The organism is Burkholderia humptydooensis, assembly GCF_001513745.1.
Classification (GTDB): Bacteria; Pseudomonadota; Gammaproteobacteria; order Burkholderiales; family Burkholderiaceae; genus Burkholderia; species Burkholderia humptydooensis.
In genome coordinates this window covers 2,321,094-2,335,765 of record NZ_CP013382.1, presented here as the reverse complement: position 1 = coordinate 2,335,765, position 14,672 = coordinate 2,321,094, and the positions used below count along the sequence as shown (strand labels likewise).

Annotated in this window: 17 protein-coding genes; 13 read left to right on the top strand and 4 right to left on the bottom strand. The window is 64.5% G+C overall.

Annotation, left to right across the window (positions count from 1 at the left end; all coding sequences use genetic code 11):
- Positions 1 to 6: 6 nt before the first annotated feature.
- The 6 genes from AQ610_RS29030 to AQ610_RS29010 all read left to right on the top strand — a co-directional run bounded on the left by AQ610_RS29030 (position 7) and on the right by AQ610_RS29010 (position 5,058).
- Positions 7 to 759 carry a Gp138 family membrane-puncturing spike protein gene (locus AQ610_RS29030; protein ID WP_043282915.1) on the top strand — a complete coding sequence of 251 codons (753 nt, stop codon included), beginning with the start codon at positions 7 to 9 and terminating at the stop codon, positions 757 to 759.
- 8 nt (positions 760 to 767) lie between these two features.
- The gene (locus AQ610_RS29025; protein ID WP_006027834.1) at positions 768 to 1,121 is read left to right on the top strand and encodes a contractile injection system sheath initiator; all 354 of its coding nucleotides are present in this window, start codon (positions 768 to 770) and stop codon (positions 1,119 to 1,121) included.
- Positions 1,118 to 2,299 (top strand): baseplate J/gp47 family protein, encoded by a 1,182-nt coding sequence (locus tag AQ610_RS29020; protein ID WP_006027833.1) that lies wholly within the window; start codon positions 1,118 to 1,120, stop codon positions 2,297 to 2,299. The genes AQ610_RS29025 and AQ610_RS29020 overlap by 4 nt, the downstream gene beginning before the upstream one ends.
- Positions 2,299 to 2,961, top strand: a complete 663-nt coding sequence (locus tag AQ610_RS29015) for a DUF2612 domain-containing protein (protein ID WP_006027832.1) — start codon at positions 2,299 to 2,301, stop codon at positions 2,959 to 2,961. Before AQ610_RS29020 ends, AQ610_RS29015 begins: the two co-directional genes overlap by 1 nt.
- Positions 2,962 to 3,025: 64 nt before the next feature.
- Complete coding sequence (locus tag AQ610_RS36605) at positions 3,026 to 4,879, top strand: hypothetical protein (protein ID WP_144411866.1); 1,854 nt, start codon at positions 3,026 to 3,028, stop codon at positions 4,877 to 4,879.
- On the top strand, positions 4,876 to 5,058 hold the full coding sequence (locus AQ610_RS29010; protein WP_043282914.1) for a hypothetical protein: 183 nt from the start codon (positions 4,876 to 4,878) through the stop codon (positions 5,056 to 5,058). Before AQ610_RS36605 ends, AQ610_RS29010 begins: the two co-directional genes overlap by 4 nt.
- Here AQ610_RS29010 and AQ610_RS35325 read toward each other — a convergent pair whose 3' ends face one another.
- Both AQ610_RS35325 and AQ610_RS29000 read right to left on the bottom strand, forming a co-directional pair.
- The gene (locus tag AQ610_RS35325; RefSeq protein WP_009917284.1) at positions 5,059 to 5,871 is read right to left on the bottom strand and encodes an SGNH/GDSL hydrolase family protein; all 813 of its coding nucleotides are present in this window, start codon (positions 5,869 to 5,871) and stop codon (positions 5,059 to 5,061) included.
- Positions 5,872 to 5,948: 77 nt separating this feature from the next.
- Positions 5,949 to 6,221 carry a hypothetical protein gene (locus AQ610_RS29000; protein WP_006027829.1) on the bottom strand — a complete coding sequence of 91 codons (273 nt, stop codon included), beginning with the start codon at positions 6,219 to 6,221 and terminating at the stop codon, positions 5,949 to 5,951.
- A gap of 169 nt (positions 6,222 to 6,390) precedes the next feature.
- Between AQ610_RS29000 and AQ610_RS28995 the strand changes: the two genes are divergently transcribed.
- From AQ610_RS28995 to AQ610_RS28975, 5 genes are read left to right on the top strand one after another with little or no spacing between them, the layout of a single operon-like run.
- The gene (locus tag AQ610_RS28995; protein ID WP_004532301.1) at positions 6,391 to 6,573 is read left to right on the top strand and encodes a hypothetical protein; all 183 of its coding nucleotides are present in this window, start codon (positions 6,391 to 6,393) and stop codon (positions 6,571 to 6,573) included.
- A complete protein-coding gene (locus AQ610_RS28990) occupies positions 6,566 to 7,063 on the top strand; it encodes a lysozyme (RefSeq protein ID WP_043282913.1) in 498 nt (165 codons plus the stop codon). The genes AQ610_RS28995 and AQ610_RS28990 overlap by 8 nt, the downstream gene beginning before the upstream one ends.
- Positions 7,060 to 7,608 (top strand): hypothetical protein, encoded by a 549-nt coding sequence (locus AQ610_RS28985; protein ID WP_006027827.1) that lies wholly within the window; start codon positions 7,060 to 7,062, stop codon positions 7,606 to 7,608. Before AQ610_RS28990 ends, AQ610_RS28985 begins: the two co-directional genes overlap by 4 nt.
- Entirely contained in the window at positions 7,605 to 8,081 is a 477-nt protein-coding gene (locus AQ610_RS28980; RefSeq protein ID WP_006027826.1) for a DUF2514 family protein, read from the top strand. Before AQ610_RS28985 ends, AQ610_RS28980 begins: the two co-directional genes overlap by 4 nt.
- 35 nt (positions 8,082 to 8,116) lie before the next feature.
- On the top strand, positions 8,117 to 8,314 hold the full coding sequence (locus AQ610_RS28975; RefSeq protein WP_009917287.1) for a hypothetical protein: 198 nt from the start codon (positions 8,117 to 8,119) through the stop codon (positions 8,312 to 8,314).
- Between the two features lie 348 nt (positions 8,315 to 8,662).
- Here the strand turns inward: AQ610_RS28975 and AQ610_RS28970 are convergent, their stop codons facing one another.
- A complete protein-coding gene (locus tag AQ610_RS28970) occupies positions 8,663 to 8,947 on the bottom strand; it encodes a hypothetical protein (protein WP_006027825.1) in 285 nt (94 codons plus the stop codon).
- A gap of 397 nt (positions 8,948 to 9,344) precedes the next feature.
- Complete coding sequence (locus AQ610_RS28965) at positions 9,345 to 10,094, bottom strand: LOG family protein (protein ID WP_006027824.1); 750 nt, start codon at positions 10,092 to 10,094, stop codon at positions 9,345 to 9,347.
- A 1-nt stretch (position 10,095) separates the two neighbouring features.
- On the opposite strand from AQ610_RS28965, the gene polA reads away from it, so the two are divergent.
- Together polA and AQ610_RS28955 are read left to right on the top strand one after the other, a co-directional pair.
- Complete coding sequence (gene polA, locus AQ610_RS28960; protein WP_006027823.1) at positions 10,096 to 12,876, top strand: DNA polymerase I; 2,781 nt, start codon at positions 10,096 to 10,098, stop codon at positions 12,874 to 12,876.
- A 306-nt stretch (positions 12,877 to 13,182) separates the two neighbouring features.
- Positions 13,183 to 14,583, top strand: a complete 1,401-nt coding sequence (locus tag AQ610_RS28955; RefSeq protein ID WP_006027822.1) for an NAD(P)/FAD-dependent oxidoreductase — start codon at positions 13,183 to 13,185, stop codon at positions 14,581 to 14,583.
- The last annotated feature ends 89 nt before the right edge of the window (positions 14,584 to 14,672 follow it).

Below are 14,672 nucleotides of genomic sequence, written 5' to 3'. Positions count from 1 at the left end.
CATCCCATGGATCGACGTGAAAGGGTAGGCGACCCAGAGGTCGCCCTGCGTGAAGCGTTTGACGGCGTCCGCGCGGGTATCTGGACGGCGTTGCCCGGCATCATTCAGTCGTTCGAAAGCGCGCCCGATCGACCGCCCACGTGCAGCGTTCAGCCGGCTATCAAGGCACAGGTGCGTGGCATCGACGGCACGATTCAAAGCGTCGCGCTACCGCTGCTGGTCGACTGCCCGGTCCAGTTCCCCGCCGGCGGAAATTGTACGTTGACGTTTCCGGTGAAGCAGGGAGATGAGTGTCTGGTCGTGTTCGCATCGCGTTGCATCGACGCTTGGTGGCAGTCGGGCGGCGTGCAGGAGCAGGCTGAGCTGCGCATGCACGATCTGTCGGACGGGTTCGCGCTGCTCGGCTTTCGATCGCGGCCGCGCGCGCTTGCCGGCGTCAGCGGCACCTCGACGCAGCTGCGCAGCGACGACGGCGCGACGTACATCGACCTGAACCCGACGCTGCAGAAGGTGAAGATCGTGGCGCCGGGCGGTTTCGACGTGGTCGCGCCGCTGTCGACATTCTCGGCGGCCGTGACGATCACTGGCCTGTTGACGTTCGTCGGCGGGATGGTGGGGAGTGCCGCGAGCGGGGCCGCCGCGGTGTTCAACGGCATCCTCAACGTGATCGGCCAGATCACGGCGAACGGAAAGCGCGTCGATGACACGCATACCCACCGCGAGAACGGCGCGGGCAGCAATACGAGCCCGCCTAACTGAAGACTCCCATGCGATACCGAAAACTCGACGCTGACGGCGATTACGTCTTCGGCGGGGGCGCAGCCGACTTCCTCGTGAACACGCCCGAGACGGTCGCGCAAGCCGTGCTGACGCGCTTGCGCCTGTTGCGGGGCGAATGGTTCCTCGACACGACGGCCGGCATGCCGTGGGCAACGGACGTGCTCGGGAAGTACACGAGCGGAAAGTACGACGCGGCGATCCGGACGTGCATTCTCGGCACGCAGGGCGTGACTGAGCTGACGAGCTACTCAAGCACGGCGGATCCCGAGACGCGCCTGCTGACCGTCACCGCGACGATCAACACCATCTACGGCACCACCACGGTACAGGCGACATTGTGACTCTCACGACCATCGCACCCACCATCGACGCGAACGGCATCACCGCTCCGACGTATGCCGACGTGCTTGCGTTCCTGCAGGACCAGTACCGGTCGATCTACGGCGCCGACACGTACCTCGAGCCGGACAGCCAGGACGGCCAGCTGCTCGGCGTGTTCGCGAAGGCAATCAGCGATGTCAATTCGGTCGCGATTGCGATCTATCGCTCATTCAGCCCAGCTACCGCGCAAGGCGATGCTCTGTCGAGCAACGTGAAGATCAACGGTATCGCGCGGAAGATCGCATCGTATTCGAGCGCCGATCTGGTGTTGGTCGGTCAGGCCGGCAAGACGATTACAAACGGCGCGGCGAAGGACGCCAACGGCGTGCAGTGGATGCTACCGGCGACGGTGACGATTCCGCCGAGCGGCACGATTACCGTCACGGCGACGTGCGCGGCCATCGGCGACGTGTCCGCGCGTGCCGGCACGATCAACCAGATCGCGACGCCGACGCTGGGCTGGCAGACGGTGACGAATCCGGCGGATGCGGCGGAAGGTGCGCCAGTCGAATCCGATGCTGCGCTGCGGCAGCGCCAAATGGTGTCGACCTCGCTGCCGTCGCTCACAGTGCTCGACGGCATCATCGGCGCTGTCGCGAACGTTCCGGGCGTTACCCGCTACGTTGCATACGAGAACGACACCAGCGCGACGGACGCGAACGGCATCCCGTCGCACTCGATTTCGCTTGTGGTCGAAGGCGGCGATGCGACGGCGATTGCGAATGCGATCGCGGCGAAGAAGGCGCCCGGCGCGGGCACGTACGGGACAACGGCGGTTATCGTCACCGACATTTATGGCCGCCCGATCACGATCCAGTTCTTCCGACCGGTGGCCGCGCCGACTGGCGCCGTCGTCACGATCAAGGCGCTCACCGGCTACACCAGCCAGACGGGGCAGCAGATCCAGCAGGCTGTTTCCGACTACATCAACGGCGTGCAGATTGGCGGCGGCCTGTCCGGCAGCGTCGAATGGGGTGACGCGCTGACTGCGGCGAACAGCGTCGGTGGCGGCGTCACGTTCAAGCTGTCCGGTCTGACGCTGACCGGGCCGCGCGGCGCCGGCGCGCCGGACGTCGCGCTGCTGTTCAACGAGGCAGCGTCTTGCACGCCGGCGAATGTGACACTGGTGGTGACCTGATGGCCGAGCTGAACGATTACACCTCGCTGATCACCTCGGAGCACAGCGACAAGCCGCGATTCATGGCGACGATCAGTGCGCTCGTGCAGCCGCTCGTCGATCAGATGGGCGTGCTGCAGAGCATGCCGGGAAAGTTTGACCTCGATAACGCTGTCGGCGTCCAGCTGGACGATGTTGGGCTCTGGGTCGGCGTGTCTCGGAAAATTCGCACGCCGCTGACGGGCGTCTATTTCTCGTTCGATATCGCGGGCCTCGGCTTCGATCAAGGCACGTGGAAAGGTCCGTTTGACCCTGATACGGGCCTCACGATTCTCGACGACGACACGTACCGGCTGGTCATCCGCGCGAAGATTGGCGCGAACCACTGGGACGGGACGCTCGAGCAGAGTGCCGCGATCCTGAACAGCATCTTCGACGCCGACACGCACGTGTTCATTGAAGACCACCAGGACATGTCGATGACGATCGGCATCGCAGGGAAGATCCCGCCCGCGACGTTCCTCGCGCTTCTGTCAGGCGGGTACATCCCGCTCAAGCCTGAAGGCGTTCGCGTCAACTACACGATCGTGACGACTGTCGACGACGCACCGTTGTTCGGTTTCGATATGAACAGCGCGCTCGTCGCCGGTTTCGATGTCGGAGCGTGGGGCAGATCCGTCTAACCGAATTCACGAAACAACCGCTCATAGCCACCTTCGGGTGGCTTTTTTTATGCTCGGAGCATTGATGGCAACCAATGACTTTCTCGTTTTCGGCGGCGGCAGTTCGCCGAACGTCATCGATCAGGCGACCTACGCAGCGCTCGCCGCACGTCTGTCGGGTTTCGTGTCCGGTACGGCTCAGTCGCAGCAACTCAACAAGGTGTGGCGGCAGAGCTCCATCATGGCGGCCGTGCTCGCACAGTTCACGGCGAACTATTCCGGCCAGAACTCCGTCGATGACGGCACGACCGCGACGCTGTTGGCAAACCTCGTGGTAGCGCTCAATGCGGCGGGTATTACGGCCGGCCAGTTCGACAACAGCACCAAGCAGGCAACGACCGCTTTCGTTCAGCGGGCACTCGGCAATTTCCAAGCGTTTTATTCGTTCAATACGACCCCGCAAAACCTGACTGCTTCTCTCGCAGGTAGTTTCATCGTGTATTTCGGATCCTCGGCCGGGACGTTCAATCTTCCTGCCGAATCTGCTGTCCCGGCTGGCGGGGCATTTTTCATCCAGAACATTTCGTCGGCATCGCTGACGATCAATCGTGCGGGAACGGACACGATCATTGTCGGTTCTTCGACGGTCACAAGTTTGACACTCGGCCCGGGTGACTCAGTCTTGCTGACGGGCGTCAACAATAGCTCGCAATGGACTGCGGCCGGAATCGCTCAACTTCCGTACGCGGCCGTCATGTCTGGTCCCAACTTTACGACGGCGGCGCAGTTCGACAGCTCGACGCGGCTGGCAACGACGGCGTTCGTACAGCGGGCGCTCGGTAGCTTCTCGGGAATCAAGCTCGTCCAGAGCACCAATACGACGCTGGACGCGACTGCATTTGGTACTGCGATCCAGATCAGTGGATCATCATGCACGATCACTTTGCCGTCAGGAAACGGTGCACAGCCCGGTTCGACGATCCGCTTCTACGCGCAGGGAGCGGCAGGCGCTACATACACGATTAAGGCCGTTGGGGGAGCATTTATTTACGCGCCCGGCGCTGGTATGGGGTCGTCGAATACGACGTTGACGTTGAACAATAACGATACCGTCGAGCTCACGAACCGTAGCGGAAACGAGTGGGATGTCACCGGTGGCTCGTGGATCATTTCGAATGAAGCCGTCACGCTCGGCCCCAATGCCACGGGGACCACGGCCGCCTCTGGCGACAACAGCACGAAGCTCGCGACGACGGCGTATGTACAGGCAAATGTGAACGCCGGAAGGTTGCTGAACGTTCAGACATTCACGTCCAGTTCCACGTACACCAACACGCCTGGCACGAACAAGATTCGAGTTCGTGGGCGCGGTACCGGCGGCGGTTCGGCGGGAGTTCCGTCGACAAGTTCCACTCAGGTTGCCGCGGCCGGCGGTGGTGGTGGTGGTCCGTACATCGACGTGTGGTTCACGTCAGGATTTACCGGGGGAGTCCCGGTGACGATCGGCGCGCCGGGAACTGCCGGCGCTGCTGGGCTGAATAACGGGGGCAACGGTGGCACGAGTACGTTTGGCAGCCTAGTGACGCTTCCTGGTGGTGTGGGGAGCGCGGCCACGGCCGCAGGTGTTCCACCTCTTATTGCTGGCGCCGGCACGATCAGTTCACCTCCGACAGCGACCGGCGGGATCATCCTTGATTCGGCCGTTGGAGGCCCTGGGTCAGTCGGCCAGGTGTTTGCCTCGGGCGCAGGGGTGGGTGGGGACGGTGGAGCGTCTGGGGACGGACGACCGGGTCCGGGCGGTCGTATCCAAGGTCAGCCCGGAACCCCTGCTCAGTCGTCCGGGACGGGTGCTAGCGGTGGTTCCCAAGGAAACACAGGCGGTGCGCTCTCGGGAGGTGCCGGGGGCAATGCCTATTTCATCGTGGAGGAATGGTCATGACGAGCATGTACGCGATCGTGAAGGACGGGATTGTCGACAACACGGTCTTGTGGGATGGCGATACGGAGACGTGGCAGCCGCCCGAAAATACCGAGGCGATCCCGGTCGAGGAAGGGGTATCGGTCAGCGCGGGATACTCGTATAGCGACGGCACTTTCGTGCCGCCGTCGACCGAGTGATCATTCGTGCAAGGATGACTGGAGCCGATATGCGACGATCTGGGCGAGTATTTTATGACCCAGATCGTTCGGGTGAATCGGGTCAGCGGTGATGTCGACCGGGTCGAGTTGACCGCTTTTCTCGAGCGGAAGAATCGCTTCACGGACAGCAACCATCGGCACGTTGAATTCCTTGCCGACCGGGATTTGATTGTCCTCGGAATTTGTGCCGTCACGCGCCATCGTGAACAGCATCATCACGGCCGGGTGTGACGGCGAATCGAGGATCATCCGGATCAGCGAACGCATGCTGTCCTGCATCTGCTGCGTGATTGCGTCGTTGTTCGCAAACTCGACGATCACGAAATCCGGGTTGTACTGAAACAGATCGTGTTGGGCGCGCTGCTGTCCGTACAACGAATTCGTTTGTCCGATGCCCGCGTTAATGAGCGTCATCTTGCTCTGGGGGAAGGTGGCTTGCCACCACCCGAACATGCGATTCACGTAGCGATTTTCCGGAGCCGTCGCCCATGCGCCCTGTGTGATCGATCCACCAATTGCCGCGATCGTGATCGGTTGCCCCGAGCGTGCTTTCTCAAACACCTGCTTGAGACGCGTTGAATCGCCGAACTGTACGACCGAGCGCGCGAGGGCTTGATCGTCCAGAATGCAGGCCGATCCGGCTTTCGCACCCTCGACATAGCACGTCGAAGCTACCGATTTTGACGCCGACTGAGTGGGCGGGTTGACGCCGGGATTGTTGCCGTCGCCCCCACACGCGCTGCATGCCATCACAATCATCCCGAGAAACGATGCAATTACGCCTTTGGCCATTTTTTCTTTGATGGTGGTGTGATTCCAACGCGGGATGATACCCGCAACGGCTGAAGAGGCCGTTATAGAGGCGCTGCCTACGCTTCCGGCTCGTCGTTCAAGTCGATCGTGGCGCCGATCGATCTCATGCGTGCCAGCACCCGCTCGATGTCCGCCGGCGACAGTTCCAGTCGTGCCGCTGCGAAGAAAAGGATATGCGGGCTGATGTCGCGCGGTTCTTCGCCACCCGTGTACTTGCGCCATTGCCGGCCACCCTGCACACCGAATAGGTCCGCCATCTGCGCGCTGCTGAATTGCAGGTCGTGTTTGAGCTGCTCCAGGTCTTTCGGGGTCGGCGGGTCGTATCGCATAGGGGAAAAGGCGGCGCAACGCCGCAACGATCGTGGTGTGCATGGAGTCCTCTCGGATGTGTGGGCCGCGCGGTTGCGCTTCCTCTGGTGATAAATCTAGGACCAACGGTCCTATCTGTCAAGAATATTCACTGCCGCCATCGCGCGGCTTTTTCATTTCGGGGACTCGATGAAGAACGATCTCGCGGTGAGCGCTGCCAAGGCGGCGCCGGCGGTGGGAAGCAATTTCTGGTTGTGGCTGACCGGCCACGACATCAACTGGTGGGTAGCCGTCGCGACGATCGCGTACATCGGGCTGCAGGCGTACTACCTGATCAAGAACAAGGGGAAGAGGGCATTGCTCGATGGCTAACGTACCGAAGAAGACACTCGCGGGTGTTGTGGGGGCTGCTGCGGCAGCCCTTCTTTTTTCCATGGTCCCGAAGTTCGAGGGGCTCGAGCTCGTCGCGCGGCCGGACCCGATCGGGATCATCACGGCGTGCAACGGCGACACGAAGGACGTCCGGGCCGGGCAGCGCTTCACGCCCGACCAGTGCCGCGCGCGCCTCGAACAGCGGCTCATCGAGCATGCCGAGCCGGTGCTGAAGTGCACGCCGGTCCTGAAGGGGCATACGTACCAGCTCGCGGCCGCCGTGAGCTTTGCCTACAACGTCGGCGCCGGCGCGTACTGCGGCAGCACGACGGCGAAGCGCTTCAACGCCGGCGACTGGAAGGGCGCGTGTCGCGCGCTGAACGAGGCGGACAACGGCCGGCCGCAGTGGGTGACGGCCGGCGGCCGCGTGCTGCCGGGCCTGGTGAAACGGCGCGCTGAAGAGCGCGCATTGTGCGAGCGCGACCTATGACGACCACGAAGACCCATGAAACGCGGCGCACGCTGGCCGAGGACGTGTTCTACCCGGACCACGAACCGCGCACCGAGTCGGCGACGTTCCGCGCGAGCAAGCGCGCGATGAAGGCGGCCGGCGGCTACGTCTGCGCGGTCTGCGGCGACGACCGGACGGTCGAGTCGCATCACCGGTTCTTCGAGTGGGCGTTCTCGCACGCGATCGACTGGAAGTGGATCCGCGGCGTCGCGCTGAACCAGGTCGACACGATGTTCAGCCACAAGCTGCAGCGCATCGTGCCGATCCCGCGCCAGCACCCGGTCTGGGACGTGATTCGTCTGACGCAGGGATTCGACTGGGGGGCGTTCGACCCGGCGCGGCCCGAGGCATTCGTCGACTCGACCTACAACCAACTGCTGCTGCGCGCGCTCCATCACCGGGGCAAGGACCACGGCCGGCACGAGGAAAGCGACCCGGTCTGGAGCGTGCAGGCGTTCCTGCTGCCGGGCTTCGTCTACTCACCGGACGAGCTGAAGCAACTGCATGCGAAGGAGCGGAAATGACTTGGTTCGATCCCCGTGTCTGGCTTGCCGTCGTCGTGGCGGCTTTCGTCGGCCTCGCCGGCGGGTACTTCAAGGGGCACGCCGACGGTGTGCGCATGACGGCGGCCGCCGCGCAGAAGGCGCAGCTCGACGCCTTCGCGGCGGCGCGCGCCGAGGAGCAACGCCGCACCGCGGCTCAACAGGAGATTGCAAACGATGCGAACCAACTACGAACTGCCGCGCTCGCGGACGCTTTTGCTGCTCGCGCTGCCGCTGGCAGCCTGCAGCAGCGTGTCGACAAACTCGTCGCAGCCGCCCGCCATCCCGCCGCTTCCCCCGGAAGCCCGCCAGCCGGCGACGCCCTCGATCTGCTTGCCGACGTGCTCGGCCGCGCTGATCAGCGCGCGGGCGAGCTGGCAGAGTACGCTGACCGTGCCCGAATCGCCGGCCAGCAATGCGAGCGCGACTACGACGCGCTGACGGCGGTACGTTGATCCACTAGACTTCCACCGTCACGGTGGAGGTCAGCATGGTCGAGTTCGAGGTTGACTGGAAGAAGGCCCCTAAGGCTGCTCGCTGGTGGGCGATGGACGCGAATGGTGAGGCACATTGGTTTCTTGCGCCGAATGTTGCTGCCTATACAGACTTCTGGTTCTCGGAGCCTATCCGAGCGCCGAGCTTCGGCTTCATGGGCGACTGGCGTAAGAGCTTGACGGAACGCCCCTAGAGCCCAAAAACTGTCTAACTTGATATTCCAACCCCCCATAAAATCCCTTGAAATATCTCCATCTACTTTGCCTTTCAAGTTAGAAAAAACTCCATAAGTACATGATTTTAAACTGGAATGCGTCTCCAAGCTGCGGAGTTTTGCGGAAGTGGCGTTTCAATAGCGCGGCGAAGCCGACGAGCGCGGCGTTGCGGCGTTGCAGCGATTGCGCGAATCGCGGAAAGCAGAAAGGCCGTCCATGATCCGATCATGGACGGCCTTTTCATTTCGCGTCGACGGCATCGCCGACGGTCGCCGCGCGGTGACGGTGACGCGCCACGTCGCCGCGGCGCGATTAGTCGCCGCGCGTCAGCACTCGCCTTTCTTCGCGTGTCCCGGCGGGCAGAAGCCTCGATGGCGGTGATGCTCTTCCCACTCGCGACGTTCCCAGTAGCGATTGCCATCCCAGTAGCGGTCGCCGTGCCAGCCGACGACGATCGCGGGCGCGGGGGCGACGAGGACGGGCGCCGGCGCCGGCGCGACGACGACAGGCGCGGGCGCGCCGATGTTGACGTCGACGTTCACGGCATGCGCCGCGCCCGACAGCGCGATACCAATACCGGTCAATGCAAAGGCGATCAACGAGCGTTTCATGTTCTTTTCCTCACGAGTTGAAATGAGCGTCCGTTCCGACGTGTGCGGGCGTCGAGCCCCGAACCCGTCGCGTCCGTTTCGACGGACACGCTGCAGGACGGAGTGTGGCGGTGCGATGGATTAATTGACGTGTGGATTTGTAACGGCGCGTTCGCGCATGGTTTGCGCGCACGGATGCGGGTAGCGCCTTGCTTGACAATCCGGTCGGCGCTCGGGCCGCATTGCGGCACATCGCGCGCCGAATTTGACATTTACCCTGCGGCGGGTGAAACGAACGGTTACGAAGTGCGCGCCGCGCCACGTGCCGGCTGCCGTTTTCGGCCGCCGCGGCGCACGAAAAAAACGGGCGGACGCCTCGTCGGCTCCGCCCGTCCGGCGATGCGCGATGCACGCGCCGTTACAGATAGAACATCCGGTCTTCTTCGGGCCGCGGCGGGTGCGCCTCCTCGGTTTCCTCGCCGCGATCCTCGTAGAACGCGAGCACCGCTTCGAGCACCTGGTCCGGATCGTCGATCACCTTCATCAGGTTCATGTCGTCCGGATTGATGAGGCCCATCGGGATCATCTGGTCGCGGAACCACTGCAGCAGGCCGCTCCAGAATGCGCTGCCGACGAGCACGATCGGCACGAGCCGCGACTTCTTCGTCTGGATCAGCGTGAGCACTTCGGACAACTCGTCGAGCGTGCCGAAGCCGCCCGGCATCACGATCACCGCGTCCGAATTCTTCACGAACGTGACCTTGCGCGTGAAGAAATGGCGGAAGCGCAGCGAGATGTCCTGGAAGTGGTTGCCGGCCTGTTCGTGCGGCAGCTCGATGTTCAGGCCGACGGACGGCGCCTTGCCGGCGTGCGCGCCCTTGTTCGCCGCTTCCATGATGCCCGGCCCGCCGCCCGAGATCACGGCGAAGCCGGCGTCGGACAGCTTGCGCGCGATCTGCACGGCGAGCTTGTAGTGCGCGGAATCCGGCTTCAGACGCGCGGAACCGTAGATGCTGACGGCAGGGCGGATCTCGGACAGGTACTCTGTCGCCTCGATAAACTCTGCCATAATCGTGAACATCTGCCACGAAGCGCGGGCCTTCTTCGCCGTCGCGCGTTCTTGATCTGCGAGCGAACGCAGACTCGGAATCACTTTTCTCTTATTCATAATGCCTGAAGAACGAAATCTGGAAGGTAAGACCCTGCTATTGGTTGATGGTTCGAGCTATCTGTATCGGGCTTACCATGCGATGCCTGATTTGCGCGGCCCTGGCGGGGAGCCGACCGGAGCGCTCTACGGAATCATCAATATGCTGCGCCGCATGCGCAAGGATGTCAGTGCAGAGTATAGCGCGTGCGTGTTCGACGCCAAGGGCAAAACCTTCCGCGACGATCTGTACGCCGATTACAAGGCGCACCGGCCGCCGATGCCGCCCGATCTCGCGCTGCAGATCGAGCCGATCCACGCGGCCGTGCGCGCGCTCGGCTGGCCGCTGCTGATGATCGAGGGCGTCGAGGCCGACGACGTGATCGGCACGCTCGCGAAGCAGGCCGAGCAGCATGGCATGAACGTGATCGTGTCGACGGGCGACAAGGATCTCGCGCAGCTCGTCACCGATCGCGTCACGCTCATCAACACGATGACGAACGAGGCGCTCGATCGCGACGGCGTGCTCGCGAAGTTCGGCGTGCCGCCGGAGCGGATCGTCGATTACCTGTCGCTCATCGGCGACACCGTCGACAACGTGCCGGGCGTCGAGAAGTGCGGGCCGAAGACGGCCGTCAAGTGGCTGACGCAATACGGCTCGCTCGACGGCGTCGTCGAGCATGCGGGCGAGATCAAGGGCGTCGTCGGCGACAACCTGCGCCGCGCGCTCGATTTCCTGCCGCTCGCGCGCCAGCTCGTGACGGTCGAGACCGCGTGCGAGCTTGCGCCGCACGTCGAATCGTTCGACGCGTCGCTCGCGACGGACGGCGAAGGCCGCGACGCATTGCGCGACATCTTCGCGAAATACGGCTTCAAGACCTGGCTGCGCGAGCTCGACAGCGAATCCGCCGCGAACGGCGCGCTCGCCACGGTGGCCGCGGCCGGCGCCGCGCCGGACCCTGCAAGTGGCGCGACGGCCGAGCTGCCGCTCGCCGCTGCGCGCAACTACGCGACCGTGCAGACGTGGGAGCAGTTCGACGCGTGGCTCGCGACGATCTCCGCCGCCGAGCTGACCGCATTCGACACCGAGACGACATCGCTCGATCCGATGCTCGCGCAGATCGTCGGCCTGTCGTTCTCGGTGGAGCCGGGCCATGCCGCGTACGTGCCGCTCGCGCACCGCGGGCCGGACCTGCCCGCGCAACTGCCGCGCGACGAAGTGCTCGCGAAGCTCACGCCGTGGCTCGAGGACGCGAGCAGGAAGAAGCTCGGCCAGCATCTGAAGTACGACGCGCAGGTGCTCGCGAACTACGGGATCGCGCTGAACGGCATCGAGCACGACACGCTGCTTGAATCGTATGTGCTCGAATCGCACCGCACGCACGACATGGATAGCCTCGCGCTGCGCCATCTCGGCGTGAAGACGATCAAGTACGAGGACGTCGCGGGCAAGGGCGCGCAGCAGATCGGCTTCGACGAAGTCCCGCTCGACAAGGCGTCCGAATACGCGGCCGAGGACGCGGACATCACGCTGCAACTGCATCGCGCGCTGTATCCGCAGGTCGCGCGCGAGCCGGGGCTCATGCGCGTGTATCGCGACATCGAGATGCCGGTGTCGCTCGTGTTGCGCAAGATGGAGCGCACCGGCGTGCTGATCGACAGCGACCGGTTGAGCCGACAGAGCAGCGAGATCGCGACGCGGCTCGTCGAGCTCGAGCAGGAGGCCTACGCGCTCGCGGGCGGTGAATTCAATCTCGGCTCGCCGAAGCAGATCGGCCAGATCTTCTTCGAGCGGCTGCAGTTGCCCGTCGTCAAGAAGACGCCGAGCGGCGCGCCGTCGACCGACGAAGAGGTGCTGCAAAAGCTCGCCGAGGACTATCCGCTGCCGAAGCTGCTGCTCGAGCATCGCGGTTTGTCGAAGCTGAAGTCCACTTACACCGACAAGCTGCCGCGGATGGTCAACCCGAACACGGGCCGCGTGCACACGAACTATGCGCAGGCGGTGGCGGTCACGGGGCGGCTCGCGTCGAACGATCCGAACCTGCAGAATATCCCGGTGCGCACGGCGGAAGGGCGGCGCATCCGCGAGGCGTTCATCGCGCCGCCGGGCAGCAAGATCGTGTCGGCCGACTATTCGCAAATCGAGCTGCGCATCATGGCGCACATCTCGGAGGACGAGTCGCTGCTGCGCGCGTTCGCGCACGGCGAGGACATTCACCGCGCGACCGCGGCCGAGGTGTTCGGCGTGACGCCGCTCGAAGTGACGTCCGATCAGCGGCGCATCGCGAAGGTGATCAACTTCGGCCTGATCTACGGGATGAGCTCGTTCGGTCTCGCGTCGAATCTCGGCATCACGCGCGACGCGGCGAAGCTCTACATCGACCGCTACTTCCTCCGCTATCCGGGCGTCGCCCACTACATGGAGGAGACGCGCGCGCGGGCGAAAGAGAGGGGCTACGTCGAAACCGTGTTCGGCCGCCGCCTGTGGCTGCCGGAGATCAACGGCGGCAACGGGCCGCGCCGCCAGGCCGCCGAGCGCGCGGCGATCAACGCGCCGATGCAGGGCACGGCCGCCGATCTGATCAAGCTGTCGATGATCGCGGTCGACGACTGGCTCGAGCGCGGCGGCTTGCGCGCACGAATGATCATGCAGGTGCACGACGAACTCGTGCTCGAGGTGCCGGACGGCGAGCTGTCCGTCGTGCGCGAGAAGCTGCCCGAGATGATGTGCGGCGTCGCGAAACTGAAGGTGCCGCTCGTCGCCGAGGTCGGCGTCGGCGAGAACTGGGAAGAGGCGCACTGACGCGCCGCCCGCCCGGCCTTCGCGCCCGCGGGTACGCACCGTGCATCGTGCACGGTGCGTACCGTTTCCATCGCGTCGCGCTTCGTCGCTTTCCCGCTCGATCGAATTTGAGCGCTTGCGGTCGTCACACAAACTCCGGGACAATGCAAACTTGGGCGTCGCCGTATCCGTCGCGCACGGATGCGCTCGACGCCGAGGCGCTCGCGCGCCTAAAGTGTCCGAACTAGTTAGGATGTCGATTGGCGGCGAACGCAGGCGCGTTCGCCGCCGTGACCGCAGGCAGTCTCGAATCGTAAGGGGAATCGGATGCATCGTTTCATCATCGTCGGCGGCGGCGCGGGCGGGCTCGAACTGGCGACCCGCCTCGGAGACCGCTATGGCGCGCGCGGCAATCGGCAGGCGCGCGCGCTCGTGACCCTCGTCGACCGTTACCCGACCCATATCTGGAAGCCCCTGCTGCATGAAGTGGCGGCGGGCAGCATGGATCCGTTCACGCAAGAGCTCGAATACGCGGCGCAGGCGCGCTGGCATGGCTTCGAATTCCATCAGGGCGAGCTGATCGCGCTCGATCGCGCGTCGCGCCGCGTGACGCTCGCCCCCGTCGCCGACAACGATGGCGCCGAGTTGCTGCCGCAGCGCGAGCTGGAATACGACACGCTCGTCATCGCGATCGGCAGCACGACGCATTATTTCGGCGTGCAGGGCGCGCAGGAGCATTCGATCGCGCTCGACACGGTCGCGGAGGCGGAGCGGTTCCGCAAGCGCCTGATCGCCGCGTGCATGCGTGCCGAGCATCAGCCCGCGGAGCCGGTCGTGCAGACCGCCGCCGCGGCCGGGCCGGCGGATGCGCCGGAGCTGGCGGATCCGCCGGCCTCGTCAGCATCGCCGGCCTTGGCCGGGCCGCGCATTCAGGTCGCGATCGTCGGTGGCGGCGCGACGGGCGTCGAGCTGTCCGCCGAACTGCGCAACACCGCGCAGGTGCTGTCCGCGTACGGGCTGCACAAGCTCGATCCGCGGCACGACATCGGCATTGTGCTGATCGAGTCGGGGGCGCGCATCCTGCCGGCGCTGCAGGAGCGCGTATCGACGGCGACCGGCGAATTGCTCGAGAAGCTCGGTGTGCGCCTGATGCTCGGCGAGCGCGTGACCGAAGTCGCGCCGGGCGTCGTGCGCACCGCGAGCGGCAAGAGCGTGCGGGCGGACCTGACGGTGTGGGCGGCGGGCATCAAGGCCCCTTCGGTGCTCGCGAAGCTCGATGGCCTCGAAGTGAACAAGCTCGGTCAGTTGGTCGTGCGCCGCACGCTGCAGACTGAAACCGATCCGAACATATTCGCGCTCGGCGATTGCGCGGGCTGCGAGTGGCCGGGCCACGAGCGGAACGTGCCGCCGCGCGCGCAAGCCGCGCATCAGCAGGCGAGCTTCATGCTGCGCGCGCTCGCCAACCGGCTCGAAGGCCGGCCGCTGCCCGAATTCACCTATCGCGATTTCGGCTCGCTGGTGTCGCTTGGGCACTTCAGCGCGGTCGGCAATCTGATGGGCGGGCTGATCGGCGGCAACATGCTGATCGAAGGGCTTTTCGCGCGCTTCATGTACATGTCGCTGTATCGGCTGCACGTCGCGGCGCTGCACGGTTATCCGCGGATGGTGCTCGACACGGTCGCACACTGGCTGCGGCGCTCGACGCTGCCGCGCGTGAAGCTGCATTAGCGCCGGTGTCGCGCGGGTGTCGGCGCGGCTCGGCCATGCCGACGTTCGACGCGACACACGGACGGCATGCTTGGTTCGACAACCTGTCG